General features: G+C 53.8%; 25 protein-coding genes. 13 read left to right on the forward strand and 12 right to left on the reverse strand.

Going from position 1 to position 26,023, the window contains the following annotated elements:
- Positions 1-6: 6 nt before the first annotated feature.
- Entirely contained in the window at positions 7-3,057 is a 3,051-nt protein-coding gene (gene fdnG, locus E2L00_RS15095; RefSeq protein ID WP_167613039.1) for a formate dehydrogenase-N subunit alpha, read from the reverse strand.
- A 208-nt stretch (positions 3,058-3,265) separates the two neighbouring features.
- On the opposite strand from fdnG, the gene fdhD reads away from it, so the two are divergent.
- From fdhD to E2L00_RS15140, 9 genes are all read left to right on the forward strand, one after another.
- Entirely contained in the window at positions 3,266-4,054 is a 789-nt protein-coding gene (gene fdhD, locus E2L00_RS15100; RefSeq protein ID WP_201279449.1) for a formate dehydrogenase accessory sulfurtransferase FdhD, read from the forward strand.
- A gap of 584 nt (positions 4,055-4,638) precedes the next feature.
- A complete protein-coding gene (locus E2L00_RS15105; RefSeq protein ID WP_167613041.1) occupies positions 4,639-5,619 on the forward strand; it encodes a 6-phosphofructokinase in 981 nt (326 codons plus the stop codon).
- Positions 5,620-5,630: 11 nt separating this feature from the next.
- Entirely contained in the window at positions 5,631-5,945 is a 315-nt protein-coding gene (locus E2L00_RS15110) for a PTS sugar transporter subunit IIB (protein WP_167613043.1), read from the forward strand.
- Complete coding sequence (locus E2L00_RS15115) at positions 5,938-7,305, forward strand: PTS sugar transporter subunit IIC (protein ID WP_167613045.1); 1,368 nt, start codon at positions 5,938-5,940, stop codon at positions 7,303-7,305. The genes E2L00_RS15110 and E2L00_RS15115 overlap by 8 nt, the downstream gene beginning before the upstream one ends.
- The gene (locus tag E2L00_RS15120; protein ID WP_167613047.1) at positions 7,292-8,134 is read left to right on the forward strand and encodes a class II fructose-bisphosphate aldolase; all 843 of its coding nucleotides are present in this window, start codon (positions 7,292-7,294) and stop codon (positions 8,132-8,134) included. Before E2L00_RS15115 ends, E2L00_RS15120 begins: the two co-directional genes overlap by 14 nt.
- Before the next feature lie 69 nt (positions 8,135-8,203).
- Positions 8,204-8,473 carry a hypothetical protein gene (locus E2L00_RS15125; protein ID WP_167613049.1) on the forward strand — a complete coding sequence of 90 codons (270 nt, stop codon included), beginning with the start codon at positions 8,204-8,206 and terminating at the stop codon, positions 8,471-8,473.
- 9 nt (positions 8,474-8,482) lie between these two features.
- Positions 8,483-8,920 carry a PTS sugar transporter subunit IIA gene (locus E2L00_RS15130; RefSeq protein ID WP_167613051.1) on the forward strand — a complete coding sequence of 146 codons (438 nt, stop codon included), beginning with the start codon at positions 8,483-8,485 and terminating at the stop codon, positions 8,918-8,920.
- Positions 8,917-9,498, forward strand: a complete 582-nt coding sequence (locus tag E2L00_RS15135) for a P-loop nucleotide/nucleoside kinase family protein (protein ID WP_167613053.1) — start codon at positions 8,917-8,919, stop codon at positions 9,496-9,498. Before E2L00_RS15130 ends, E2L00_RS15135 begins: the two co-directional genes overlap by 4 nt.
- 141 nt (positions 9,499-9,639) lie before the next feature.
- Positions 9,640-10,605, forward strand: a complete 966-nt coding sequence (locus E2L00_RS15140; RefSeq protein WP_167613055.1) for a chemotaxis protein — start codon at positions 9,640-9,642, stop codon at positions 10,603-10,605.
- A 69-nt stretch (positions 10,606-10,674) separates the two neighbouring features.
- Here E2L00_RS15140 and rhaM read toward each other — a convergent pair whose 3' ends face one another.
- The 9 genes from rhaM to rhaB form a co-directional block, all read right to left on the reverse strand.
- Complete coding sequence (rhaM, locus tag E2L00_RS15145; protein ID WP_167613057.1) at positions 10,675-10,989, reverse strand: L-rhamnose mutarotase; 315 nt, start codon at positions 10,987-10,989, stop codon at positions 10,675-10,677.
- Complete coding sequence (gene fucO, locus E2L00_RS15150) at positions 10,986-12,134, reverse strand: lactaldehyde reductase (protein WP_167613059.1); 1,149 nt, start codon at positions 12,132-12,134, stop codon at positions 10,986-10,988. The genes rhaM and fucO overlap by 4 nt, the downstream gene beginning before the upstream one ends.
- 340 nt (positions 12,135-12,474) lie before the next feature.
- A complete protein-coding gene (locus E2L00_RS15155; protein ID WP_167613061.1) occupies positions 12,475-13,479 on the reverse strand; it encodes an ABC transporter permease in 1,005 nt (334 codons plus the stop codon).
- Positions 13,476-14,480 (reverse strand): ABC transporter permease, encoded by a 1,005-nt coding sequence (locus E2L00_RS15160; RefSeq protein ID WP_167613063.1) that lies wholly within the window; start codon positions 14,478-14,480, stop codon positions 13,476-13,478. The genes E2L00_RS15155 and E2L00_RS15160 overlap by 4 nt, the downstream gene beginning before the upstream one ends.
- Positions 14,480-15,991, reverse strand: coding sequence for a sugar ABC transporter ATP-binding protein (locus E2L00_RS15165; RefSeq protein ID WP_167613065.1), 1,512 nt, complete (start codon positions 15,989-15,991; stop codon positions 14,480-14,482). Before E2L00_RS15165 ends, E2L00_RS15160 begins: the two co-directional genes overlap by 1 nt.
- A gap of 111 nt (positions 15,992-16,102) precedes the next feature.
- On the reverse strand, positions 16,103-17,095 hold the full coding sequence (gene rhaS / locus E2L00_RS15170; protein WP_167613067.1) for a rhamnose ABC transporter substrate-binding protein: 993 nt from the start codon (positions 17,093-17,095) through the stop codon (positions 16,103-16,105).
- Positions 17,096-17,172: 77 nt separating this feature from the next.
- On the reverse strand, positions 17,173-17,997 hold the full coding sequence (gene rhaD / locus E2L00_RS15175) for a rhamnulose-1-phosphate aldolase (RefSeq protein ID WP_167613069.1): 825 nt from the start codon (positions 17,995-17,997) through the stop codon (positions 17,173-17,175).
- Positions 17,998-18,108: 111 nt separating this feature from the next.
- Positions 18,109-19,368, reverse strand: a complete 1,260-nt coding sequence (gene rhaA / locus E2L00_RS15180) for an L-rhamnose isomerase (RefSeq protein WP_167613071.1) — start codon at positions 19,366-19,368, stop codon at positions 18,109-18,111.
- The gene (gene rhaB / locus E2L00_RS15185) at positions 19,365-20,837 is read right to left on the reverse strand and encodes a rhamnulokinase (RefSeq protein WP_167613073.1); all 1,473 of its coding nucleotides are present in this window, start codon (positions 20,835-20,837) and stop codon (positions 19,365-19,367) included. The genes rhaA and rhaB overlap by 4 nt, the downstream gene beginning before the upstream one ends.
- Before the next feature lie 302 nt (positions 20,838-21,139).
- Between rhaB and rhaS (E2L00_RS15190) the strand changes: the two genes are divergently transcribed.
- Positions 21,140-21,976, forward strand: a complete 837-nt coding sequence (rhaS, locus tag E2L00_RS15190) for an HTH-type transcriptional activator RhaS (RefSeq protein WP_167613075.1) — start codon at positions 21,140-21,142, stop codon at positions 21,974-21,976.
- Between the two features lie 75 nt (positions 21,977-22,051).
- A complete protein-coding gene (gene rhaR / locus E2L00_RS15195) occupies positions 22,052-22,900 on the forward strand; it encodes an HTH-type transcriptional activator RhaR (RefSeq protein WP_167613076.1) in 849 nt (282 codons plus the stop codon).
- Here rhaR and rhaT read toward each other — a convergent pair whose 3' ends face one another.
- Positions 22,901-23,935 carry an L-rhamnose/proton symporter RhaT gene (rhaT, locus tag E2L00_RS15200; protein ID WP_167613078.1) on the reverse strand — a complete coding sequence of 345 codons (1,035 nt, stop codon included), beginning with the start codon at positions 23,933-23,935 and terminating at the stop codon, positions 22,901-22,903.
- Positions 23,936-24,327: 392 nt separating this feature from the next.
- Between rhaT and sodA the strand changes: the two genes are divergently transcribed.
- On the forward strand, positions 24,328-24,948 hold the full coding sequence (sodA, locus tag E2L00_RS15205; protein ID WP_167613080.1) for a superoxide dismutase [Mn]: 621 nt from the start codon (positions 24,328-24,330) through the stop codon (positions 24,946-24,948).
- A 75-nt stretch (positions 24,949-25,023) separates the two neighbouring features.
- Positions 25,024-25,698: a 6-hydroxyaminopurine reductase gene (gene yiiM, locus E2L00_RS15210; protein ID WP_167613081.1), complete on the forward strand. Its 675-nt coding sequence runs from the start codon at positions 25,024-25,026 to the stop codon at positions 25,696-25,698.
- A 75-nt stretch (positions 25,699-25,773) separates the two neighbouring features.
- On the opposite strand, the gene cspE is transcribed toward yiiM, so the two are convergent.
- Positions 25,774-25,986, reverse strand: coding sequence for a transcription antiterminator/RNA stability regulator CspE (gene cspE, locus E2L00_RS15215; RefSeq protein WP_121264842.1), 213 nt, complete (start codon positions 25,984-25,986; stop codon positions 25,774-25,776).
- Positions 25,987-26,023 lie beyond the last annotated feature (37 nt).

The raw sequence follows: 26,023 nt of genomic DNA on the forward strand, positions 1-26,023 counted from the left end.
TCTCCGTTACACCTTTTCCACATTGACCAGGAACGCCTTGAACTCCGGCGTTTGCGTGTTGGCGTCGCCGACAAACGGCGTCAGGGTGTTGGCGATAAAGCCTTTTTTCGCCACGCCCTCGTAGCCCCAGTGGATCGGTATTCCAATGGTGTCCACTTTCTTGCCGTCAACGTCAAGCTGGCGGATACGCTTGGTCACTACCGCTTTGGCCTTGATAAAGCCGCGGTTAGAAGAGACCTTCACCGTATCGCCCTGAACAATGCCGAGCGAGTTGGCAAGCTTCTCGCCAATCTCCACAAACTGCTCCGGCTGCGCGATGGCGTTTAGCAGCGCGTGCTTGGTCCAGTAGTGGAAATGCTCCGTCAGACGATAGGTAGTGCCGACATAGGGGAATTTGTCAGCCTTACCCATCGCCGCCAGGTCATCCTTAAAGACGCGGGCGGCCGGGTTGGAAACCACGTTCGGGTGCAGCGGGTTGGTGCCCAGCGGCGTTTCAAACGGCTCGTAGTGTTCCGGGAACGGCCCTTCTGCCATTTTGTCGATAGCAAACAGACGACCCAGCCCTTCCGGCTGCATGATAAACGGCCCGACATCGGAACCCGGGGCGGCGGTGCTGTAGTCCGCAATATCTGCGCCACCCCACTTCGCGCCATCCCAGGAAATCAGGCGGCGTTTTTCATCCCACGGTTTGCCCTGCGGGTCTGCGGAAGCGCGGTTATACAGAATGCGGCGGTTAAGCGGCCACGCCCAGGCCCAGCCCAGCGTATTGCCCAGACCGGACGGATCGGCGTTATCACGGCGTGCCATCTGGTTGCCGTCCGGCGTCCAGCTACCGGCGAAGATCCAGCAGCCGCTCGAGGTGGTGCCGTCATCGCGTAGCTGAGCAAACGAGCTGAGCTGCTGACCTTTTTTCACCAGCACCGCGCCGGTGGCCGGATCAAGCACATCTTCCAGCGCCTTACCGTTACTTTCCATAGCCACTTCTTCCGGCACCGGGTTATCTGGCGTCAGGAAATTCCAGGTCATGTTCAGCACCGGTTCCGGCACCGTGCCGCCTTCGCGCAGGTACATATGGCGCATACGGGTGAAGATACCGGCAAGAATTTCGCCGTCGTTCAGCGCCTCTCCCGGAGCATCCGCGCCCTTCCAGTGCCACTGTAGCCAGCGGCCGGAGTTGACGATGGAGCCGTTCTCTTCCGCAAAGCAGGTGGAAGGCAGACGGAACACCTCGGTCTGGATTTGCGACGGATCGACATCGTTCATCTCGCCGTGGTTCTGCCAGAAGTTCGAGGTTTCGGTGTTCAGCGGATCAACGGTGACGAGGAACTTCAGCTTCGACAGGGAAGCTATCACCTTATTTTTGTTCGGGAACGACGCCACCGGGTTAAAGCCCTGGCAGATATAGCCGTTCACCTTGCCCTGGCTCATCATTTCGAAATATTGCAGGACGTCGTAGCCCTTATCCCATTTCGGCAGCCAGTCATAACCCCAACTGTTCTCCGCCGTCGCCTTGTCGCCATAGAAGGCTTTCATCATCGAGACGAAGAATTTCGGATAGTTGCTCCAGTAGTTTACCTGGCCTTCCAGCAGCGGTTTCGGCGTATTGGCTTCCAGGTAGGTCTGGATGTCTGCCTGGCCATCGTTCGGCAGGTTCATATAACCCGTCAGGCTCTGGGACAGCAGGCCCAGATCGGTCAGCCCCTGGATATTGGAGTGGCCGCGCAGGGCGTTCACGCCGCCGCCCGCCATGCCCATGTTACCGAGCAGGAGCTGAATCATCGCCATGGTGCGGATGTTCTGTGCGCCCACGGAGTGCTGCGTCCAGCCCAACGCATAGAGGAACGACGCGGTTTTGTCTTTTACGCTGGTTTCGGCGATGTATTCGCAGACCTTCAGGAAGTCCGCCTGCGGGGTGCCGCAAACGTTCGATACCACTTCCGGCGTATAGCGGGAGACGTGCTTTTTAAGCAGATTCCATACGCAGCGCGGATGTTGCAGCGTCAGGTCGCGTTTAGCGAAGCCGCGATCGTCCAGCTCGTAGTGCCAGGACGTTTTATCGTATTTACGGGTTTGTGCGTCGTAGCCGGAGAACAGGCCGTCGTCAAAGTTGAAGTCCTCCCGCACAATCAGAGTGGAGTTTGTGTAGGCCTCGACGTACTCGCGGTTAAATTTATTGTTGTTGATGAGGTACAGCAGCACGCCCGACAGGAAGGCAATGTCGGTACCGGAACGAATCGGGGTATAGAAATCCGCCACCGAAGCGGTTCGCGTAAAGCGGGGATCGATAACAATCAGCTTCGCGCCGTTATGGATTTTGGCTTCCATCGCCCAGCGGAATCCCACCGGATGCGCTTCTGCCGCGTTCCCACCCATCACCACGACGAGATTGGCGTTTTTAATATCAACCCAGTGGTTGGTCATCGCACCGCGACCAAATGTTGGAGCAAGACTTGCTACCGTTGGTCCGTGTCAGACACGCGCCTGGTTATCCACGGCTAACATGCCCAGCGCGCGGGAAAATTTCTGGGTTAAATAGCCGGTTTCGTTACTGGATGCGGATGCGCACAACATGCCGGTGGAGAGCCAACGGTTAACCGTGGTTCCCTGGTCGTTTCGGGCAATGAAGTTGGCGTCGCGGTCTTCTTTCATCAGCTTAGCGATGCGGTCAAACGCCGTTTCCCAACTGATTTGTTCCCACTTATCTGAGCCGGGGGCGCGGTAAGACGGGAATTTAAGGCGGCTTTCGCTGTGGATGAAGTCCACCAGGCCTGCGCCTTTAGGACAAAGTGCGCCACGGTTAACCGGGTGGTCCGGGTCACCTTCGATATGAAAGATTGATGCTTTGGCATTTTTCGCGCCGTCGCCAAGGCTATACATCAATAGCCCGCAACCAACGGAACAGTATGTACAGGTATTACGAGTTTCACGGGTGCGCAGCAATTTATATTGCCGTGTTTCCGCAAGCGCAACGCCCGGGGCAAAACCCAGTGCCGCTGCCGTGGTTCCTGCCATACCGCCAGCACAAATCTTAAAGAATTGCCTTCTGCTGACCTGCATGAATTGCTCCTGTTTCGACATTTTTCACATGACTTATAGGATTATTTTGCGGCGCTCGCCGCAAAGGTTCACAATCGAACCCTTAAACTGGTTATCACCCTCCTTCCCGGAGGGATAATGCGGTAAGGATACCACATTGGTATTAAGGTTGTTCTTATCCGGTTAATACAAAGTGAATAAATCTGACCAAACTAACGAAAAAATTGTTATGAGCAGCGCGGGTTCACGTTCTGTCAATCTGTGGCAGCGTGGCGATCTGACGACGGCCAGAACGGACTGGATTGCTGAAGAGGTGCCGGTCGCGCTGGTTTATAACGGCATTTCTCACGTCGTGATGATGGCGACGCCTGACAATCTGGCGCTTTTCGCCATCGGCTTCTCCTTATCCGAAGGGATTATTAACTCCCCTGCGGACATTTTCGGCATTGATGTGGTGCCGGTATGCAACGGCATGGAAGTACAGATTGAGCTGTCCAGCCGTCGCTTTGCGGGGTTAAAAGAGCGCCGCCGTTCACTTGCAGGGCGCACCGGCTGCGGCGTTTGCGGCGTTGAGCAACTCAACGATGTGGGTCGTCCGGTTTCACCGCTACCTTTTACCCAATCCTTTGATCTGACTTTTCTGGATGCGGCCCTTGGACAGATGCGCCAGTATCAGCCCATCGGCGAACTCACCGGCTGTACGCACGCGGCGCTCTGGCTGAACGAGCAGGGCGAGATTATGGATGGCAAAGAAGACATTGGCCGCCACGTGGCGCTGGACAAAATGCTGGGCGCTCGTGCGCGGCAGGGCTGGCATACAGGTGCAGCGCTGGTTTCAAGCCGTGCCAGCTATGAAATGGTGCAAAAATCCGCCCAGTGCGGCGTTGAGATTTTATTCGCCGTATCAGCGGCAACGTCGCTGGCGGTTGAAGTGGCGCACCGTTGTAATCTGACGCTGGTAGGCTTTAGTCGCCCTGGCCGCGCGACCGTGTATACACATCCGAGGCGGTTGCTGTAGCCTCCTCGCATTCACTCCGCCTGGCAAGGAACCTTACGTCGCTTACACAGCCACCGCCAAACACGCGTTCTTTCTGTTCTGTTAATACCGTCAACTGCGCGTTGAGCGGCTATGACGATATGTCGCAGAAAACCAGGGCACAGCGGCCCGGACAAATTAATGAGGCGGATAAATCAGCTTTCACAAAATAGTTATCCGCAACACCAATAAAGGATGGGGAGCGCCAGATCCTGTCCACCTGACAAATGTTAAATTTAAAGTCGCATCCCTGCTGTTCGTAGAAAAATGCGCGAACAGTCACATTTTTGAAAGCCCGATTTTCCTCATTAACACCCTGAATGCAGTGGCAAATATTATTTTTTAGCCATTCAGATTAATCGCTTGAAATATAAGACATTTTCTTGGTTTATTTTCAGGTTATATTAACTGTTGTTATGTGATTTAATTCACAGATTTCAACAGTAAAATATCTGTGTCAATAATCTCCTCCGCCTTACTAATCCCATTTTTGTGACCTTGCTTGCAAATTTAAGTCTTGTTTAAAGGGAAAAATACCTGCAAGGAAAATAAACGGGGCAAGGGTCATGAGAATCGGCATGATAATTAGTGGCGGCGATGTCGCAGGAATAAATAACTTCGTTTTTCAGGTTTCCAGACTGACTCAGGCGGAAATCGTGTTGTTTAACGGTGGCATTCCGGGATTATTGCAAAATAAACATCAGACTATTTCCCTGCGCGACTTAGTAGATTTTTCCGTCGCCGCTATCCCAATCATGTCTTCGGGACGAACCAACCGTAAATTAACCGGCGGGGAATATGAAGCTATCGCGAAGCAGCTAAAAGCCCTGCGTATCGATGTGGTTATTATGGCCGGTGGCGATGGCTCTTTACAGTTTCTGAATAACCTTAGCGAATATGGTGTGAATTGTTTCGGTGTGGGCATGACTATCGACAATGACGTTTATGGCAGCGACTATACCATCGGATTTTCCACCGCCTGCGAGCAGGTTATTAAAGAGGTCGCCAAGCTGCGTAATACTGGGCGTGCGCTGCCGGGTCGCGTATTTATGGTGGAATTACTGGGCGGCTACTGCGGTGAATTAACGCTGCAATCTGCCATTAAAAGTAACGCTGACTTTGCGTTGTTTCCGGAATGTCAGCAGGAATTAAATGAACTTGCAAGCAAAGTTAGCGCCCGGCTTGAAAAGCAAAACAGCGTCGTCATACTTTGTTCCGAAGGCTATACCAGAGAATATTCCCCCGGTTTCCAGGGGGCGATAGATACCATGATTAAACAGCTTGAACCAAAAATTGGCGTACGTATCCGTAAATCGATTATTGGTTACAGCCTGCGTAATGGCGATCCAACCTGCGAGGAAATCTATCAGGGAACTATTATGGCAGGCGAAGTCGTACGTTGTATCCAGTCAGGCATGAGAAATAAAGCAATTATTATTAATTCAAGCAACAAACCGATCCCTATAGATTTAATCAGTATGCAAAAACGCCTCGTCGACACTGAAGGGCACCATTATAAATTAGCGAAGCAGCTCAATATTATTTGAGGAGATTTTCAATGCTTAAAATTCTTTGTGTATGTGGCTGCGGTTTAGGTTCCAGTTTTGCCATCGAAATGACAGCGAAAGCGGTACTTAAAAAATTAGAAATTCCGGCAGAAATAGACCATACCACGGTCTCTGAAGCGGGTGCTTTTAAATCGGATATCATATTAACCCAAAAAACCTTTGCTGATATTTTGACCGCTGATGCCAGCGAAGAGGAAATTAAACGGGTCATTGTGCTGCATAAACTCACTGATAAAGACGAAATCGAAAAAAAGATTGTCGCCTTTTTAAAAGCCAGTAACGTGAAGGTATTTGACCATGAATAGCATCGTTAACTTTATTGTTAAAGATCTGCTGGGGCAGGCGTCGATACTGATCGCCTTTATTGCCATGCTTGGTCTTTTACTGCAAAAAAAATCGAAGGGCAAAGTAGCTGAAGGGACGTTTAAAACGCTACTGGGCTTTTTAATTATGATGGCGGGGATCAACATTATTGTTGATACGCTCACTTTCCTGAACGATATCTTTACTCACGGCTTCGGTATGAAGGGCTACATCACCGACGTGGCGGCAATTGCCGGACTGGCAAACCGCGAGCTGGGTTCCGAAGTGGCGCTCACGCTGATGGTAATATTTATCGTCAACATCATTATTGCCCGCCTCACGCCGTTCAAATACATTTTTCTTACCGGACAGGCGCTGCTGTGGATGGCGACCATTGGCGCGGTTATTGGCTACAAAGCCGGGCTTACCGGGCTGCCGTTGATTCTGACCGGCGGAATTTTCGGTGGAATTATGGCGGTGCTAATGCCTGCGCTCGCTCAGCCCGTGGTGCGCCGTATTACCGGCTCCGATGACGTTGCGCTGGGTCACTTCTGTACCATTGGGTATCTGGTGCAGGCGGCAGTGGCGAAGGTGGTGGGTAAAGGTTCGAAATCCACCGAAGATCTGGTGTTGCCGGATAACTTTAAGTTTCTACAGGACACCTACCTCTCCATGGCGGTGGTGATGGTTCCGATGTATCTCATCCCGGCGCTGGCGGCTGGTCCTGAATACATTGCTCAGTACTCCAACGGATTGAATTACCTTATGTTTGCCTTTATGCAGGCCATTCAGTTTGTCGCCGGGGTATTCGTGCTTTACAGCGGCGTACGTCTGCTGCTTAACGAACTGGTGCCCGCTTTTCGTGGTATTGCGATGCGCATTGTGCCGGATGCGAAGCCGGCGCTGGACTGTCCGGTGCTCTTCCCGTACGCCCCGAATGCCGTGATTGTTGGCTTCCTTGCCACTACCGCAGGCTCCATCATCGGCATGATTGTCTTCCCGATGTTTGGCCTGGCGATGATTTTGCCTGGCCTGTTAACCAACTTCTTTGCCGGCGGCACCGCAGGAATTTTTGGTAACGCGATGGGCGGCAGACGCGGTGCGATTATCGGCGGCGTGGTACATGGCCTGTTTATCACCTTCCTGCCCGCCATCCTTGTGCCGATGCTGGAAAGCTATGGCTTCACCGGCGTGACTTTCAGCGATTCTGATGTAATCAGCAGCGGGCTGATTTTAGGACACGTTTTCCAGAATAACTGGACGTTTGTCGGCGTATTCATTTTGTTCGTGGCGCTTATCGCCTGGTTCGTGAACGGAAAATCAACCAAACCTCAAGAGGAAAAAGCACATGAGTCTGTATAACTTCCCGGCGTTATTGCAGGTAGCAAAAGAACGTAATTTTAAAGCGTTAGGATCCTTTAATTTACATTGTCTGGAAATGCTGCCCGCTTATTTTAAAGCAGCGAAAGCCACCAACAGCCCATTAATGATTCAGATTTCAACCGGGACGGCGGAATATCTAGGATACCGTTTGCTGGTGGACTCCATTCGTTCTTTATCCGAAAGCCAACAAATACCGACCTGCTTGCATCTGGATCATTGCTCGAATATTGAATCGATTAAAACGGCAATCGACGCCGGGTTTAGCTCGGTAATGTATGACGGCTCGCATCTGGATATGGCTGAGAATATCGCTAATACGCGTAAAGTTATTGATATCGCCCGTCCGCGAAATGTTTCCGTAGAAGCAGAATTGGGTGCGATTGGCGGCTCGGAAGACGGCAAAGCGGTGGCGATGGAAGATATCTGCTTTACCACAACGGAAGATGCCAAACGCTTTGTTGATGAAACCGGCGTGGACATGCTGGCGGTATCCGTTGGTACGGTACACGGCCTGTATACCGGTAAAGCGCAAATCCAGCATCAGCGTCTGGCAGATATCAGCGAGGTTACCAAAACCCCGTTGGTGCTGCATGGCGGCACGGGGGTTAGCGATGAAGACATGCGTCGTGCCGTAGCGGGAGGCATCGACAAAGTGAACGTCGGCACCGAAATGAATGTGCAATGGGTCGGGCACTGCAAAGAAACCTTTGGTAAAGGTAAAGTAAACGATAGCGTGCGCAAATTTTTAATTCCGGCAAATGACGCGGTAGCTGCTGTATTAGCCGAAAAGATCGCTTTATTTAAATAACCACAGCGTTATTCTTTATTCTTTAATGTAACCCTGGTTGCGTGGCAATCGTCGGGGCGGGAGATAGCTATGTTTGGATCTTTAAAACGACTTTTCCACCAGGATAATTCAGATGCGGCGCAATACGATATTCAGGCCGTGGAACTTGAAGCTGAATTAACAGCGCTGGAAAAGTCGCTGACGGAAAATCCCTGTAACGGTGAAATACAGAAGGCTTTAATGTTGCGCTATAACCAGGCGTTACAGGTTTATGCGAAGAGTAAAACGCACCGCCAGCATATAGATAATTTATTTGTCAAAATTGATGAATTGCGAAATACCATTCGCAGGACTATTTAAGGAGCCATTATGGCCATTAAAGAGTTATTAATTGAAGCGCAGGCGATTCAGGTCGGCGTGCGCGAAACGGACTGGCAGAAAGTAATTCAACTGGCGGCGCAGCCGCTGGTTGATAACGGCTATATTTTGCCCTCCTATTACCAGGCGGTGATTAATAACACTCTGGAGCATGGCGCGTATTACGTTTTTGAAGAGGGTATCGCCATGCCCCATGCCCGCCCGGAATGCGGAGTCATTAAAAATTGTTTCAGCCTGGTCTTGCTTGATGAGCCAATTGTATTTGCCGATAGCGGCAAGGCCGATATCGTCATTATGTTTGCGGCTAGCGACAGCAACGGCCACATCGAAGAGGGCATTCGCGCCATTGTGAATTTGTTAGGCGATAACGACGTGATGGCGAAGCTGCGCCTGGCAAAAGCTAAGGAAGAGGTGATCGCAATATTATGAGCCAGAATTCGCGAATACAGGGCAAAACGGTGGTACTTGTAAACGGCGTCCCGGCCTCAGGTAAGAGCACTGTCGCTCGTCTTTTGTCCGAATATTTTGCTTTACCGGTGCTGGCGATTGACGGCATCAAAGAACCGTTTATGGCGCAGTTCGATGAAATAGACAGGCCGTTTAATCGCCGTCTGGGCTGCGCTGCCTACGAGGTAATTTGGACGATAGTGGCAGAAAGTCCGGCTCAGTGCGTATTTCTTATTGATGCCTGGTTTGGCTTCCAGCCGAAAGAAACGCTTGAGCGCTATCTCGAACAGGCGAATATCTCGAAGGTACTGGAAGTATGGAACCGAATCCCCGGCAGCCTTGCGGCAGCTCGCTATGCGCAAAGGTTTGATGTAAGACAGCCAGGCCATCCTGGTGAAGAATATCTGCCGGAGCTGGTGCAGCTTGCCGACAGCGCTCAGCCCATGGCGCTGGGGCCGGTTTATACTCTCGACCAGAGCTGCCCGCTGGATACGCAAAGCTTGCTGAAATGGTTAGAGGATAAGCTAGAAGTCTCCCAACGCGCGCTGCGCATCGCCTGATCTTTTAATCGGGGGGTTAATCCCCCTAATCCAAATCATTTAGCCCAAGCACTCTACTTTTTGCCCGTACTGCCGATAACTTATACAGGGCACCCGTAAAACGGGGCGACATGACCCGCCGGGTTATCATTCGAGGTTAAAATGGATAGTTTTCAAAAAGATATCGATGAGAGGTCTAACCTCGCTTTATCCAATAAGTTTGAACTGTTGTTGTTCCGGTTAGGAAAAGGGCAGCACGCCGATAAGTCTGAGCTGTATGGCATTAACGTCTTTAAGCTGCGCGAAATCGTGCCGATGCCGAAAATCAATCGCGCGGCTGGCATGGAATCGCCATTGTTAGGCATGGCGAATATTCGTGACCAGATTATCCCGGTCATCGACCTGCCAGCGGTTACCGGCTGTACTCCTGAAACGGGCCTGAATCTTTTATTAATCACCGAATACGCCCGCAGCATTCAGGCTTTTGCAGTGGAGTCGGTGGAAAATATTATTCGTCTGGACTGGAGCCAGGTTCACGCTGCTGAAGCGGGAGTCAACAGCCGTAACATCACCAGCATTGCCTCGCTGGACAGCGACGAATATAAAGACGAGCTGGCGCTGGTGCTCGACGTTGAACAAATCCTCTACGACATCATCCCTGCCAGCCGCGACGTGAATATCGCGGATATTGAAAAGAAAAACTATACCCTGAAACCGGGCGCGGTGGCGATTGTTGCGGAAGACTCAAAAGTCGCTCGCCTGATGCTGGAACAAGGCCTGAAAGGCATGGGTATCCCGGCTATCATGCATTCAACGGGGCTTGAGGCCTGGGAAAAAATCAAAGCCATTGCCGCAGAATCCAAAGCCGCAGACCAGCCCATCACCGACCGCATTGGTATAGTTTTAACCGATATTGAAATGCCGGAAATGGACGGTTTTACCCTGACGCGTAATATTAAAACCGACGCGACGTTAAAACAGATCCCGGTGGTGATTCACTCTTCTTTATCGGGCAGTGCGAACGAAGATCACGTGCGCAAAGTCGGTGCGAACGGCTACGTTGCGAAGTTTGATGTGAAGGAACTTTCGATGGTAATTCACAAGGCGCTGGAGGATGCGGCGCCTTAACCGGTTTGCTAAGCGGTGGGAGACGCTACGTTTTCCCACCCTACAAATTATGCGTAGCGTCTTTTGATATTAGGCTAAATAAAATACCTCTTTAAGCTCCGCGCTCACCGGGCTGTTATCCGGATTGCTCGGCATGATGTCGCTCATATACTTCCACCAGCGCTGGCAGATTTCCGTTTGCGCCACCGCTTCCCAGCGGGCTTCGGACTCAATCTCTACCGTAGCGAAAAGCAGATGGCGTTTAGCATCGAGGTAAATAGCATAGTGATGAGCGCCGTGCTGCTTAAGTACCGCCTCCAGCTCCGGCCAGATTGGCGTATGGCGGCGCTGATACTCTTCATGCGCATTGGGATTCACCTGCATTACAAAAGCTTTGCGGATCATAATGCCTCCAGATAAAGCTCGCGTACTTCTTCGCGAGTTGCGGTACGCGGATTACAGGGTGCGCAAGGATCGGCGAGGGCTTTATCAAGCCAGCCTTCGATATCCGAGGTTTTCACGCCAAGCTGGCTGAAGCCAGACGGAATACCAACGCGGGCCGATAACAAACGGATCGCTTCGATCGCCTTCAGGCTGGCCCGATCCTCGCTCATGCCCTGGATATCCACACCCATCGCCACGGCGACTTTTGCAAAGCGCGCCACGGCCTGCGGACGGTTAAAAGCCTCGATAACCGGCAGCAGAATGGCATTGCACACGCCGTGCGGCAGGTTGTGCGTTGCGCCCGGCTGGTGCGCCAGAGCATGCACCAGGCCTAAGCCCGCGCTGTTAAACGCCATGCCCGCCAGATATTGTCCGTAGGCCATCATTTCACGTGCTTCGAGGTTGTGCCCGTCATCGACGGCTTCTGGCAGCCACTGGCTAATCAGGCGGATGGCCTCCAGCGCACTGGCGTCGGTCAGCGGATGCGCGCCTGTAGAAACATAGGCTTCGATGGCATGCGTCAGCGCATCCATGCCGGTGGCGGCGGTAACGTCAGCCGGGATGTCGAGCATGACGCTTGCATCGTCTACGGCGATGTCCGGAATGAGGTTTGCATCGATAATGACTTCTTTGACCTGGCGCTGTGAGTCAATAATCACGGCGTTGCTGGTCATTTCCGCCGCGGTGCCTGCCGTGGTGTTAATTGCCACCAGCGGGACACCCGCGTTTACGACTTTGCCCACGCCAGAATAGGCGGTTGAAGGGCCGGGGTTTGCGGTAAGGATTTTAATCGCTTTGGCGGTATCAATCGGGCTGCCGCCGCCGAAGGCGATAATGAAGTCGCAATCTGCCGCCCGATAGGCGGCAAAACCTTTCTGCACCAGCTCCTCGGTCGGGTTCGGAAAGACGTTGTCAAACAGCTCATACGAGAGTTGATGTGCGTCCAGGGCAGTAAACAGGCTGTCCAGCAGGCCCATTTTCATCAGCTGTCCATCGGTAACGACCAGCGCTTTGCCCCAGTTTTTTCCGGCGATCAGCTTAACCATATCGCCGATTGCCCCCGCGCCATGAAGGCTGATTTTTGGTAAGGCCAACGTAAAGCTCATTGTTATTTTCCTTAATATTAAATTTACTTTTGCCCCTCACCCCGACCCTCTCCCCGAAGGGAAGAGGAAGCAAACCGGAGCTCGATTTATTGCTCTCCCAAAGTGAAGGAAGCAAACCGGAGCTCGATTTATTGCTCTCCCAAAGGGGAGGAAGTAAACCGGAATTCGATTTATTGCTCTCCCAAAGTGAAGGAAGCAAACCGGAGCTCGATTTATTGCTCTCCCAAAGGGGAGGAAGCAAACCGGAGCTCGATTTATTGCTCTCCCAAAGGGGAGGAAGCAAACAGGAGTTCGATTTATCCCCTCTCCCTTCCAGGGAGAGGGTTAGGGCGAGGGTGGATCAGTTCCGCCGTCGCTGCATCAGACGGCGCGTAATAATCGGCAGCGAAATCACGGTGATAAGCATCAGGCCTACGATGATCGACATCACGATGCCCGGCACGTTCAGCAGGCTCAGGCCAAACGTCACCAGCCCCATCAGGAACGCGGCGATGATCACGCCGGTCATGCTGCCGGAGCCGCCAAGAATGTTTACGCCGCCCAGTACCGCCATGGTAACCACGCTCAGCTCCCAGCCCATCGCAATTGTCGGACGCGTACTGCCTAAGCGCGACGTCAGCAGCACCGACGCAAGCCCTGCCATGACGCCAACCAGCACAAATAAAGTCATGTTATGGCGCTTCACGTTGATGCCGGAATACCACGCGCCGGTCGGGTTGTTGCCGATGGCATAGGTGCGGCGGCCAAAGTTGGTTTTATGCAGCAGGAAGGCGAACACGCCCGCCAGCACGATAAACAGCGTAAACTCGAACGACAGCGCACCCCACACGTAGCCCTGGCCGAACCAGGCAAAGCTCTCAGGCCAGGCGTTGAGCGCCTGGTCGCCAAGCAGAATGTAAGTTATGCCGCGATAAAGGCTCATGGTGCCGATAGTGATGACGATGGAAGAGAGGTTAAAGCGCGTCACCAGCCAGCCGTTGAATAACCCGCACAGCAGGCCTACGCCCAGCCCCACGCAAACCAGCAACGGCGTATCGATGCCCGCCTGCGCGCAGAATCCCATCACCGTTGAGCTGAGCGCGATGGTTGATGCGACGGACAAGTCGATTTCCCGGGCGATAATCAGCATTGCCATCGGCAACACGATGATTGCTTTCTCGGTGAAGTTGAACGTGGCGTCCGACAGGTTCCAGATATTAAGGAAGTAAGGCGAAGCCAGCGCGTTGGCGACAAATACCGCAAGCGTCACCGCAAGCAGGAAAGTTTCCCAGCACAGCAGGCGCTTAAACAGCGGCTCCGGCTGGGCCGCGGCGGGCCTGTGCTCAGAGATCAGCGTCTTATTCATGGTTTCACCGCTTCTTTTTGTACAGAAAGCGCCGTATCGCGCAGTATTAGCCGTCCTTTGCGTTTATTGCCGCGTTCGTTCAGCAGCACGGCGATGACAATTACGGCGCCGGAAATGGCCATCTGCCAGAACGGCGAGACGCCAATCACCGGCAGCGCGTTGTTAATCACGCCGAGGAACAGCGCGCCCAGCAAACAACCCAGCACGCGGCCGATGCCGCCCATGGTGCTTATCCCGCCAATCACGCATGCGGCGACGATTTGCAATTCAAAACCGTTAGCCACATCCACATAGGCAACGGCAAAACGCGAAATCCACAGATAGCCGCAGAACCCTGCCAGCGCGCCGCTCAGGCTGAAGCTGATGAACTGCATTTTTCCGGCGTTGATGCCGGTGTAATACGCGGCTGTCGCGTTGCCGCCCGCGGTGTACATAGCGCGACCGGTGCGGCTGTAGAGCAGGAAATAACCCACAAGCAACAGTGCTGCAACGGCGCACCAGCTTAACAGCGGCATACCCAGCAGGACGGTGCGCGGCAGCGCAAGAAAGTCACCGCTCATCTGGTGGGCGTTAATCCAGCCACCGTTTGAGAGCAGGAAAATGATGCCGCGGTAGATGCTCATAGTACCCAGCGTCACCACAATCGCCGGAATGCCGAGTTTCCAGACCAGTAGTCCGTTAATGATGCCCATCAGCAGGCCGAGCAGGGTGGCGATAACCAGCAGAATGCCGACGGAAATTTCTGGGTGATGGAAGTTAAGCAGGGCGACAATCATCCCGGTCAGCGCAAGGTTAGCCGCCATCGAAAGATCAATGCCTTTGGTTAGCAGCACCATCATCTGGCCGAGCGCCAGAATAATAAGAATGGAGGTATCGTTAAAAATCTCCACCAGGTTGCCAGGCGCCAGAAACGAAGGCACGCGGCTGCCGATAGCCAGCACCATCAACAAAATAACCCCGGCGAGCAGGGCTTCACGGTGTTTAAGTACTCTTTGTAACATTATGCCGCCTCCTCGCCCGCGCCGCTGGCGGCGCTGACAATCATCTCCGCGCTGGCTTCTCCGGCGTTGTATTCCGCCACTATTAGCCCCTCATGCATGACGATGATTCTGTCGGCCATGCCCATGACTTCCGGCAGCTCTGAAGAGACCATAATCACCGCCAGCCCCTGGCTCACCAGCTCGGACATAAACTGATGCACCGCAGCCTTGGAGCCGATATCAATGCCTTTGGTCGGCTCATCAAGAATGATGACGTTGGGCTGGGTCGCCAGCCATTTGCCGATCACCACTTTCTGCTGATTGCCGCCGGAAAGCGTTTCAACTTTCTGTCGCCAGCTAAACGCCTTCACCTGCAATCGCTTAGCGTATTCATCCGCAAGCGCCCACTCGCGGGCTTCGTTAAGCACGCCGTTCGGATTAAGGCGACCAAGCTGCGGCAGGCTAATGTTCTGGCTGATGGGCAGTTCGATAATCGCCCCCTGCTTTTGCCGCTCTTCCGGCACGCAAACGATCCCGGCTTTGATGGCGTCGGCGGGCTGGCTGAACTGCACGGTTTTGCCGTTTAAGCGGATTTCGCCCAGCCCTGGACGCGAGACGCCGGACAGCGCCTGCATCAGTTCGGTTCGCCCGGCGCCCACCAGGCCGTAAAAACCGAGGATTTCCCCTTTGCGAAGGGTGAAGTTGATATGGGCGAATTCCGTTGGATGACAGAGATCTTTCACTGCCAGCACGATTTCGCCCGGTTCGCAGGCGGTTTTCGGCCAGGCGTGGCTGATTTCACGCCCGACCATCATGGTCACCATGCGGTCTTCGGTGATGTCGCTGATTTGCCCGGAGCCGATATAAACGCCGTCGCGCAGCACGGTATAGTGATCGGCAATCGCAAAGATTTCATCGAACTTATGGGAGATAAACAGAATGGCTTTGCCTTCGCCTTTGAGGCGTTCGACGATTTGGTAAAATTCGATAATCTCGTGCTGCGACAGCGCGGCGGTGGGCTCATCCAGAATTACCACCTGGGCTTCAAAAGATAACGCGCGGGCAATGGCAACCATATGGCGCTGGGCGATGCTCAGCGTTTTTAGCGTGGCGCGCGGGTCGATTTGCACTTCAAGGCGGGTGAGGATCTCCCGGGCCTGCTGATGCATGGCGGGCCAGTCGAGCTTTTTGAACGGGCCGCGGCAAAGATAATGGCCAACGAAAATATTTTCGGTCACCGTCAGCTCGTCGAACAGCACCGTTTCCTGATGAATCGCCGTGATACCGACCTTGTGCGCCGCTTCGGGATTCGGCAGCGTTATCGGGATCGCCTTATAAAGCAGTTCGCCTTCTTCAGGCTGATAAATGCCGGTCATAACTTTAACCAGCGTGGATTTTCCCGCCCCGTTTTCGCCAATCAGCGCCGTGACTTTGCCCGGCCAGAGGTCGAGGTGAACATTTTCGAGGGCGCGCACGCCCGGGAATATTTTGGTGATTCCCTTGAGCGACAGCAGTGGTGTAGAGGCAGTCATCGTTAAATTCCTCATCCAAAATGCAAAAAGTGGTGGATGGCGCGAAGGCTTATCCACCCTACAATTTGGTACGCAGGGCGGGTAAGCAAAGCGTCACCCGCCGGACATTGCTCAGAAGATCTTAGAGAATTTGTCGATGTTACTGGCGTCATAAACAAACGGCTCGGCCATCGCGCCGCTGCCGTCGGAGTCCAGTTTTACTTTGCCTAATTTGCCCATGCTGGCTTCGGTTTTGGTGGCGCTGCCTTTGACTAAGTCATCCGCCAGATAAGTGGCCGCGTAGCCCAGATCGATAGGGTTCCAGATGGCGAAGCTTTTCGACGCGCCGGATTTGATTGCGCCCGCCATTTCAGACGGCAGGCCCAGCCCGGTTACGTAAACCTTGCCGATTTTGCCCTGATCTTTCACCGCCTGAGCGGCGGCAACGATGCCAACGGAGGACGGAGAAACGATAACTTTCAGGTCAGGGTACGACTTCAGCAGGCCCACGGTTTCGCGGTAGCTTTTATCGGAGAGATCGTCGCCGTAAGCCACGGTCACCAGATTGACGGAAGGGTATTTCGGCAGCACCTTTTTCATCTCCGCAATCCAGATGTTCTGGTTGGTGGAGGTCGGCGTTGCGCTAAGAATGGCGACGTCGCCTTTCTCAACGTTCATTGCTTTGAGCGCGTCGGCGGCGAGCTTAACGTTAGTTTCGCCAATCAGCGCGTTATTAGACGGATTGAGGTGGATCTGACGACCGTCTTTGGCGACGCCGGAATCCCAGGACACGACTTTTATGCCGCGCTGCATGGCTTTTTTGAGCACCGGCACCACGGCGTCCGGATCGTTGGCGGAAATAGCGATGGCGTCCACGCCCTGAGCGATCAGTCCATTCAGCACTTCAATCTGCGCTTCGGCGGTGGTGGTGGTTGGGCCGGTATAAATGACTTTGACATCGCCCAGCTCTTTGGCGGCCTCCTGAGCCCCCACGTTTGCTGCTTCAAAGAAACCATTACCAAGCGATTTTGCCACCAGGGCAATTTTCACTTCGGCAAGGGCTGAGCTGGATAACGCCAGCGCTGCAACGGTGAGTGTACAACCTAATATTGCTTTAATTTTCATTGCTTGTACTCCGCATGTAGGGTCAGTTTGCAGGTGTTTTTATTATTCGTAGGGCGGTTTTGCCCTACGTTTGCGACTTAAAGTTCTAAAGCACTGGCTAATGGGGTAACGCCAAAACGTTTACCAAGCGCGATAAGCTCATCGCGGGTGATGGTCTGCTTCATGCCACCCATCGAGATAACTTTGACCAGCACTTCAGCAGACTTTTCGGCGGTATCGATAAGGCCAAAGGTTTCGTCGAGGGTCGGGCCGCTGCCGAATACGCCGTGGAACGGCCACAGCACAAGCGAGTGTTTTTGCATTTCGCCTGCGGTCGCTGTTCCAATTTCATCGGTGCCCGGCACCATCCATGGCAGAATGCCCACGCCGTCCGGGAACACGACCAGACACTCGGTGCTGCCTTCCCACAACTTGCGGGTGATGATGTCGGTGTCGTTTTCCAGCACGTAAGTCAGGGCAATCAGGTTAGTGGCATGGCAGTGCATAATTACGCGATCTTTGCCGTCGGTCACTTTCATGCGCACGCAGTGTGACTGGAAATGCGATGCAAGTTCAGAAGTCGGTATCGCTTCGTTTTCCAGCCCCCACAAAATGTGGTAGCCCATTCCGCGGTTGTCCACTTTTACCACGCCAACATTTGCGGCCGGATCGAGCTGTACGTTGCGGAAGAATTTGCCGGAACCGGTGACGATAAACGGCGTATTGGCGAGTTCCGGCATCTGCTGGCTCAGTTCGATATAGCGCGGTTCGGCGTGAAAATCAGCCTGGAAAGGCGCGATGTCAGCTTCGCTCAGACGCATTGTGATGTTGCCACCGTTGCGCTCGTCCCAGCCTTTCAGCCAGGCGTCGCTGGTTGCTTTGATCATGCCTTCGACAAACCAGGCGTTAAGGATGTTCTGCATAGTTTTGTGCTTCCTGTTCTTTATCTGGCGGATGGCGCTGAGGCTCATCCGCCCTACGTTTGTTAGGTGTTTGTAGGGTGGATAAGCGAAGCGTCATCCACCGGTAATCAACTAGCCGCGTTTAGCCAGCACGTCTTTCTCGTAGCCGCGCACGTTATTCAGCCACTGCGCATCCGCAGGCGTGTCATGACGCTGACAGTACATTTCCCAGACGGCCTGCCACGGCAGGCATTTTTGCTCTTCGAGAAGCGCCAGACGCGCGGTGTAATCACCTTCGTTTTCAAGCTGGCGCAGGGTTTCGGTTGGCTCCAGCAGGGCGCGCAGCAGGGCTTTCTTCATGTTGCGGGTGCCGATAACCCATGCCGCGATGCGGTTGATAGACGCATCAAAGAAGTCGAGGCCGATGTGCACGCGGTCGAACAAATCGTGGCGGATGATTTCGCTGGCAATCGCCTGGGTTTCATCATCCAGCAGCACCACATGATCGCTGTCCCAGCGCACCGGACGGCTGACGTGCAGCAGCAGACGCGGCACGTAGAGCATGGCGCTGGAGATTTTGTCGGAGATGACTTCGGTCGGATGGAAATGGCCCGCATCCAGGCACAGCGCGGTCTGGCGGCTGGTGGCGTAGCCAAAATAGAATTCGTTAGAGCCCACGGTGTAGCTTTCGGCGCCAATGCCGAACAGTTTGCTTTCCACGGCGTCGATGTGGTGCGCCGGATTGAGCTTTTCGCTGATGACTTCGTCGAGCGCTTCCAGCAGGCGCTGGCGCGGGGCCAGGCGGTCAACGGTGACATCTTTCATGCCATCCGGGATCCAGATATTCATGACCGACGGCGTGCCGAGCTGCTCGCCAAAGTACGCGGAGACTTTGCGGCTGGCCTTCACGTGGTCAATCCAGAACTGGCGGGTTTTATCATCCGCGTGGGAGAGGGTAAAACCGTCTTCGCTTAGCGGATGTGAGAAACAGGATGGATTGAAGTCCAGGCCCAGACCGTTGGCTTTTGCCCATTCAACCCAGTTTTTAAAGTGCTCCGGTTTGATTTGGTCGCGGGAAACCGGCGTATCGGATTCAAGATAAATAGCGTGCAGATTCAGCCGCTTTGGTCCGGGGATCAGGCTTAACGCCTGCTCAAGGTCGGCGCGGAGTTCACGGGCATTGCGCGCTTTACCTGGATAATTACCGGTCGCCTGGATGCCGCCGCTCAGCGCGCCTTCCGGATTTTCAAACCCGGCAACGTCATCGCCCTGCCAGCAGTGCATGGAAACCGGCAGACGGTCCAGCTGGCGCAGCGCGGTTTCTGCGTCAACGCCGACGGCAGCAAAGCGCTGCTTAGCCAGTTCCCAGGCTTGATCGATAGAGGTGGTCATGCGCAAAACTCCTTACAGGTTTGACGGTTGTGCGGAAACTGCGCCACGTAGCGGGCAATTTCACTGTCTGTTTGAGGGGAAAAAGATTTGAGTTGATAGCTGGCGGCGACGATGGTTCGGAAGTCGTCGACGTCGGTGATTTCGTCCAGCGCCATTAGCTGGCAGCCGATATTGCCGAGCGTGGAAGCTTCCACCGGCCCGGCCAGCACCGGCACGCCGCAGGCGTCGGCACAAAGCTGATTCAGCAGTTCGTTCTGGCTGCCGCCGCCTACGATGTGCAGACAGCTAACAGGGCGACCGCGTAATCCGGCCAGTTCCTGAAGCGTCTGTGCGTAGAGCAGCGCCAGGCTATCGAAGATACAGCGCGCCAGCTCGCTGTCCGTCAGCGGAACTGGTTGATGGCTTTCCCGGCAGGCGGCCTGAATTTCGCGGCTCATGCTTTCCGGGTTAATAAAGCGATCGTCGTTGGGATTTATCACGAACTTGCAGGCGGGGATTTGTCTGGCACGGGCAATCAAATCTGCCAGATCGGTAATCGCCAGTTCTTTTGTGACGCGCTGCAGCAGCCACAGCCCCATAATATTTTTCAACACCCGATAGCGGCCTTCCGCCCCGCCTTCATTGGTGATATTGGCGGCCAGCGCTTTGCTCGTCGCATAAGGCGTCTTGCTTTCAAAGCCCATCAAAGACCAGGTACCAGATGACAGGTAAGCGGCATCGTTGTCTTTTAACGGCGCGCCTAATACTGCGCTTGCGGTGTCGTGGGTTGCGACGGAAACAACCGGGATTTTGTTGCCTTCCCGGCAAGTCCACTCACCGATGACGTTGCCCGGATGCGTCGGCGTGCCAAACCATTTGCGCGGCACGCCAGCCCAGTTGAGCAGCGTTTCATCCCAGCTATCGCTATTGATATTGATAAGCTGCGTAGTGGTGGCGTTGGTATATTCCCAGTTCAGCACGCCGGTTAAGCGGTAGCAGAAGTAGTCCGGGATCAGCAGCGCATGTTCGACTTTATCGAGCAGGTCTGGCTGCTGTTCGCTGAGCGCACGCAGCTGGTAAAGCGTATTGAAAGGCAGAAACTGAATGCCGGTACGGCGATAAATTTCTTCCCGACCTAACTCACCGAGCGCGCTTTCCATTACGCCATCGGTGCGGCTGTCGCGATAGGAAACGGGCAGGCCGACGCGGTTGCCGTCGCGGTCAATCAGCACAAAATCCACGCCCCAGGTATCAATGCCGATGCTGTCGATAGCGATGCCTTCATCGCAGGCTTTTTGCAGGCCGGTGCGGATTTCCTGCTCCAGCGCGTCCAGATCCCAGACGGCAGAGCCGGCTATCTGCTGTAGGCAGTTGGTGAAACGGTGAATTTCACGCAGGCAAATACTGCGGGTATCACGTTCAAAGCGCGCCAGCATGACACGGCCACTTGAAGCGCCCAGGTCAACTGCAACACTATGGCGAAGAGTCATTGTCAGGGTCCTTGCGAAATAATTGACCCCACTGTAGAAAGTAACGCCCGCGTTCACCTTCTTGCTACTGACAATGCTTATCCCGCGCTGGCAAAGAAGCAAAGGTGAGCGTGAGTGATATCACAAATTCTCTTTTGCGCCCGTCATATGCGGCCTGTGATGCTTCCCGCATTTCCGGATAATTTCCTCGGTTTCTTAAAAAACGGACGGTATTTAACGGATTTCGTGTCGAAAGTTTAAGGTGCGGCTGAGGATCGTTATCTACTATCAGGCAACTGTTCATAAGGGTGGTGGGTGCGAGAATGACAATATTGCATGGCTTTGATTTCTTCCCGTCAGGAAAAGCGTCGGTGGCGATTGAGCCCCGCCTGCCGCAGGCGGCGTTTCCAGAACATCACCACGATTTTTATGAAATAGTGATTGTGGAACACGGCACCGGCACCCACGTTTTTAACGGCCAGCCTTACACGCTGAGCGGCGGTTCAGTGTGCTTCGTGCGCGATCACGATCGCCATTTGTATGAGCACACCGAAAATCTCTGTCTGACCAATATCCTGTACCGCGCGCCGGATGCGTTTTGCTTTCTGTCAGGGCTGGATAAGCTGCTACCGCAGGAGCAGGACGGCAATTATCCCTCGCACTGGCGGGTGAACCAGCCGGTATTGCAGCAGGTGCGCGGGCTGATAGAACAGTTTGAAAAAGTCGGTGAGAGCATGGATACCCACGCCGTTGCTAACCGCGAGATTCTGTTTATGCAGCTGCTGGTGCTGCTGCGCAAAGGCAGCATGATGGAAGGGGCGACGCATGCGGAAGGCCGGCTGAATCAGCTGATGGCCTGGCTCGAAGACCATTACGCCGAGGAGATTTGCTGGGATCGGCTGGCCTCGCAGTTCACGCTTTCTCTGCGCACGCTGCATCGCCAGCTAAAACAACAAACCGGCTTAACGCCGCAGCGCTATCTCAATCGTTTACGCCTGATGAAAGCGCGCCATCTGCTGCGCCACGGCGAAGAAAGCGTTACGGCAATCGCCTTCCAGTGCGGATTTGGCGACAGTAACCACTTCTCAACGCTGTTTAAACGCGAGTTTTCCTGGTCGCCACGCGAAATTCGTCAGGGGCGGGACACGCAAATTCAGTAATCGCGAAGGCAATCACCGTTTTTTGCGCCAAAAAAGCCAATACTTTCCGGCTGTTCTGGTAAAGAGGCGCATGCGGTGGGCAGTCATCTGGTGTTAAAAAAGGCGGATTTTTTTGCTTCTACCTCCCAGCCCGTGGCGGTGGCGGACCGCTATCCGCAAAATGTCTTTGCTGAACATTCTCATGATTTCTGCGAGCTGGTGCTGGTCTGGCGCGGCAACGGGCTGCACGTGCTTAACGGCCGGTCCTGGCGCATCACCTGCGGCGATCTGTTTTATATCCGCGCTGAAGACCGTCATAGTTATGAGTCGGTTAACGATCTCGTCCTGCATAACATTATCTACTGCCCGGAAAGGCTGAAGCTCAACGTCGACTGGGACGATTTGCTGCACCGGCAAACGGTCGCAGGCAACGATCCGCGCTGGCGACTCAGCAGCTACGGTATGGCGCAGGCGCGGCAGATCATTGGCCAACTGGAACATGAAAGCCCGAAGCAGGACGCGCTCTCGCTTTGCCTGACGGAAAGCCTGTTTCTGCAGCTTTGTATTTTGCTGCGTCGCCATCGTTATCAGTCGCGGGATGCCGCTGGGCCAGACAGCGGTGAAACGCTGGATTTGTTGATGGCGGCCCTTGGTTCAAGCCTGGAAACCCCGTTTGAACTTCAGCAGTTTTGCCAGCAGCATCAGGTAGCGGAGCGACATTTGCGCCAGCTTTTCCGCCAGCAAACCGGGATGACCATCAGCCAGTATTTGCGCCAGCTACGCATCTGCCAGGCGCAGGATTTGCTGCGTCATAGTGAGATGCTGATTAGTGAGATCGCCACGCGCTGCGGCTTTGAGGACAGTAATTACTTTTCGGTGGTATTTACCAAAGAGACGGGTTTGACGCCACGGATGTGGCGTCAAAGATACTGCGCAGAAGCTTAATCAGTTTGCCATACCCAGGCCGACGATATTGGCCGCGAGAATAATCACGACGCAGCCTACGCTAAGCACGCCAACCGGGCGGCGTCCCGCCGATTTCCACTCTTTCATAATCAGGCCAACCAGCCCGCCGCACAGCACGTAGAAGCTCATGTGCAGCATCCAGCTCATATAGTCATACTGCGCCGGGATGCTGGCGTGGCCCCAGGCGTAAAAGAAAAATTGCAGATACCACATCAGCCCGCCGAGCGCGGCAAAGAGCACGTTGGCGACGATCAGCGGTTTTCCAATCGAGAAGTCGGCTTTTATCGACAGATCCTTAACTTTTGCCAGACGAATCAAACAGAAGCCGAGGTTAATCACCGCGCCGCCGCCCATAATAATTACATAGCTTGGCAGCGCTACGTATAGCGGATCGACGCCCAGCGCTGCTGCGGCTTCGTGCATAGGTTTGGCAGCATTCATCGCAAAAGACATACCGGCAGAGAAAATGCCGCACATGATCGCCAGGGTTAACCCTTTTTTCAGGTTGAACTCTTCGGCCCTGATACCCATCTGGCGCTCTTTAAGCTGCCCGGCACGGGTCACAATACCCACGCCAATGAGCGCGACCAGCACGCCCAATAGCGTCATACGCCCACCGGGCGTACCAATCAGCACGTCGAATTTACCGGCAATAATTGGCGTCATTAGCGTGCCGACGATCAGCGTGATGCCAATAGCAATACCAATGCCCATCGACATGCCGAGATAGCGCATCGTCAGGCCGTAATTTATATTTCCGATGCCCCACATCGCACCAAAAAGGAAGATGGGCAGCAGCGTAGAAATGCTGAAGGAGCCGTAGTAAGCCCGGAAGTCAGGCAGCAGAATTGCACCGACCAGCCAGGGCAAAACTATCCAGGAGACGAAGCCGCCGATGGCCCACATGGTTTCCCAGGACCAGCGCTGCACTTTCTTGAAGGGGGCGTAGAAACAGGCGGCGCTTGCCGCACCCACCAGATGCCAAAGTATGCCCATCGTTATCGCGTTACTCATTCTCTTTCCCTTTAGTTTTATTAAAACGCAGGGGTGACCGCACGCTACCCCAACGTTGTGAATTCTATCGGGCGAGCAACGGACTGACCTTTAGCGTGCTGCCGTGGTGGCAGCGATTCTGGCAAAATTCAGCGAGTGGAAACGATGCCGGTCACAGTTTTTTATTTTTTTCTAACAGGCATGCGGACAGAAAAGGCGTGAGACGAGCTGGCGCTGCGTTTTATTAAGCTGACAAGTCTCGTTTTTTCTTATATTTGCCAAAAAGTTATAACCTTATAGAAACTACGGCATTGATAAACATTTTCAATATCATTTAATTAACTATAATGAACCAACTGATTACGCGGCAATAACAGATCTTAAGCCGCCCAACAATAGTGGAGAAGATGAACATGAGTTATACATTGCCATCCCTGCCTTACGCTTACGACGCTCTGGAACCACACTTCGACAAACAAACGATGGAAATCCATCACACTAAACACCACCAGACCTACGTCAACAACGCTAACGCAGCGCTTGAGTCTCTGCCAGAATTCGCAAACCTGCCGGTTGAAGAGCTGATCGCTAAGCTTGATCAGCTGCCGGCAGATAAGAAAACCGTACTGCGTAACAACGCGGGCGGCCACGCTAACCACAGCTTCTTCTGGAAGGGCCTGAAAACCGGCACCACCCTGCAGGGCGATCTGAAAGCGGCCATCGAGCGCGATTTCGGTAGCGTTGATAAATTCAAAGAAGAGTTTGAAAAAGCTGCGGCTACCCGTTTCGGCTCCGGCTGGGCGTGGCTGGTTCTTAAAGGTGACAAACTGGCCGTGGTTTCTACCGCAAACCAGGACAGCCCGCTGATGGGTGAAGCGATTTCTGGCGCATCCGGCTTCCCGATTGTGGGTCTGGACGTGTGGGAACACGCTTACTACCTGAAGTATCAGAACAAACGTCCTGATTACATCAAAGCGTTCTGGGAAGTTGTGAACTGGGACGAAGCGGCCGCGCGTTTTGCTGCTAAAAAATAAGTTGCTTTGCAGCTGATGAGAGGCGAGCCTGATGGCTCGCTTTTTTTATATCCGTTGTACAACAGGGAGGAGCAGATGCACTATCCGCTACAGGTTTATATCGGCAAAGTTCGTCAGTATGAAGGCAGCCGGGCGAGTGCAATTGCAAAATATCAGGTCGACGGCGAGCTACGGCTGACCGAACTGGGGCTGGAAGGCGATCAGCAGGCCGAGAAAGTGATTCACGGTGGGCCTGACCGCGCCCTGTGTCATTATCCTCGCGAACATTATCTCCACTGGGCGCGGGAGTTTCCTGAGCAGGCAGAGCAGTTTAACGCTCCGGCTTTTGGAGAAAACCTTTCAACTAACGGCCTGGCGGAAAAAAACGTCTACATCGGCGATATCTTCCGCTGGGGCGATGCCCTGATTCAGGTCACACAGCCGCGTTCGCCGTGTTTTAAGCTTAACTACCATTTTGGTATCAGCGATATGGCGGCTTTGCTGCAAAAATCGGGCTACTGCGGCTGGTTGTACAGGGTGGTGATGGCAGGAAATGTCTCTACAGAATCGCCGCTGGAGCTGGTTTCCCGCGTGAGTGAGGTAAGCGTCGCTGAAGCGATAGCTATCGCCTGGCATATGCCGTTTGATGATGAGCAATATCACCGCCTGCTGTCAGCGGCAGGGCTTTCCACCAGCTGGACACGCACCATGCAAAAACGACGTATTTCAGGGAAGATTGAGAATAATTCGCGGCGACTGGTCGGGAAGTAACGGGGTTATTGAACGCCGGAAACGAAAAAACCCGCCAGAGGCGGGTTTTAGAATTTTTGCTAGTAAGCGAAAAACTTACAGGCTGGTTACGTTACCAGCTGCTGGGCCTTTAGCACCACTTTCGATGGTGAAAGACACTTTCTGGCCTTCGTCCAGGGACTTGTAGCCATCGTTCTGGATAGCAGAGAAGTGTACGAACACATCTTTAGAGCCATCGTCAGGAGTGATGAAGCCGAAGCCTTTGTCAGAGTTGAACCACTTAACCAGACCAGTCATTTTAGCAGACATTGATATTACCTTTTAAATAGAGTTTGCCTTGCGGCGC

This window comes from Cedecea colo, assembly GCF_011808225.1.
Taxonomy (GTDB): domain Bacteria; phylum Pseudomonadota; class Gammaproteobacteria; order Enterobacterales; family Enterobacteriaceae; genus Dryocola; species Dryocola colo.

What these genes read in the sequence shown, in the direction of transcription:
- E2L00_RS15110 (WP_167613043.1), top strand. Translation starts at nt 5,631, where the DNA reads ATGCTTAAAATTCTTTGTGTATGTGGCTGCGGTTTAGGTTCCAGTTTT.
- E2L00_RS15140 (WP_167613055.1), top strand. Translation starts at nt 9,640, where the DNA reads ATGGATAGTTTTCAAAAAGATATCGATGAGAGGTCTAACCTCGCTTTA.
- rhaD (WP_167613069.1), bottom strand. Translation starts at nt 17,997, where the DNA reads ATGCAGAACATCCTTAACGCCTGGTTTGTCGAAGGCATGATCAAAGCA.
- yiiM (WP_167613081.1), top strand. Translation starts at nt 25,024, where the DNA reads ATGCACTATCCGCTACAGGTTTATATCGGCAAAGTTCGTCAGTATGAA.
- fucO (WP_167613059.1), bottom strand. Translation starts at nt 12,134, where the DNA reads ATGAGCTTTACGTTGGCCTTACCAAAAATCAGCCTTCATGGCGCGGGG.
- E2L00_RS15115 (WP_167613045.1), top strand. Translation starts at nt 5,938, where the DNA reads ATGAATAGCATCGTTAACTTTATTGTTAAAGATCTGCTGGGGCAGGCG.
- E2L00_RS15105 (WP_167613041.1), top strand. Translation starts at nt 4,639, where the DNA reads ATGAGAATCGGCATGATAATTAGTGGCGGCGATGTCGCAGGAATAAAT.
- sodA (WP_167613080.1), top strand. Translation starts at nt 24,328, where the DNA reads ATGAGTTATACATTGCCATCCCTGCCTTACGCTTACGACGCTCTGGAA.
- rhaS (WP_167613067.1), bottom strand. Translation starts at nt 17,095, where the DNA reads ATGAAAATTAAAGCAATATTAGGTTGTACACTCACCGTTGCAGCGCTG.
- E2L00_RS15125 (WP_167613049.1), top strand. Translation starts at nt 8,204, where the DNA reads ATGTTTGGATCTTTAAAACGACTTTTCCACCAGGATAATTCAGATGCG.
- rhaB (WP_167613073.1), bottom strand. Translation starts at nt 20,837, where the DNA reads ATGACTCTTCGCCATAGTGTTGCAGTTGACCTGGGCGCTTCAAGTGGC.
- E2L00_RS15120 (WP_167613047.1), top strand. Translation starts at nt 7,292, where the DNA reads ATGAGTCTGTATAACTTCCCGGCGTTATTGCAGGTAGCAAAAGAACGT.
- fdhD (WP_201279449.1), top strand. Translation starts at nt 3,266, where the DNA reads ATGAGCAGCGCGGGTTCACGTTCTGTCAATCTGTGGCAGCGTGGCGAT.
- E2L00_RS15155 (WP_167613061.1), bottom strand. Translation starts at nt 13,479, where the DNA reads ATGAATAAGACGCTGATCTCTGAGCACAGGCCCGCCGCGGCCCAGCCG.
- E2L00_RS15160 (WP_167613063.1), bottom strand. Translation starts at nt 14,480, where the DNA reads ATGTTACAAAGAGTACTTAAACACCGTGAAGCCCTGCTCGCCGGGGTT.
- E2L00_RS15165 (WP_167613065.1), bottom strand. Translation starts at nt 15,991, where the DNA reads ATGACTGCCTCTACACCACTGCTGTCGCTCAAGGGAATCACCAAAATA.
- rhaT (WP_167613078.1), bottom strand. Translation starts at nt 23,935, where the DNA reads ATGAGTAACGCGATAACGATGGGCATACTTTGGCATCTGGTGGGTGCG.
- E2L00_RS15135 (WP_167613053.1), top strand. Translation starts at nt 8,917, where the DNA reads ATGAGCCAGAATTCGCGAATACAGGGCAAAACGGTGGTACTTGTAAAC.
- rhaM (WP_167613057.1), bottom strand. Translation starts at nt 10,989, where the DNA reads ATGATCCGCAAAGCTTTTGTAATGCAGGTGAATCCCAATGCGCATGAA.
- rhaA (WP_167613071.1), bottom strand. Translation starts at nt 19,368, where the DNA reads ATGACCACCTCTATCGATCAAGCCTGGGAACTGGCTAAGCAGCGCTTT.
- E2L00_RS15130 (WP_167613051.1), top strand. Translation starts at nt 8,483, where the DNA reads ATGGCCATTAAAGAGTTATTAATTGAAGCGCAGGCGATTCAGGTCGGC.
- rhaS (WP_167613075.1), top strand. Translation starts at nt 21,140, where the DNA reads ATGACAATATTGCATGGCTTTGATTTCTTCCCGTCAGGAAAAGCGTCG.
- cspE (WP_121264842.1), bottom strand. Translation starts at nt 25,986, where the DNA reads ATGTCTGCTAAAATGACTGGTCTGGTTAAGTGGTTCAACTCTGACAAA.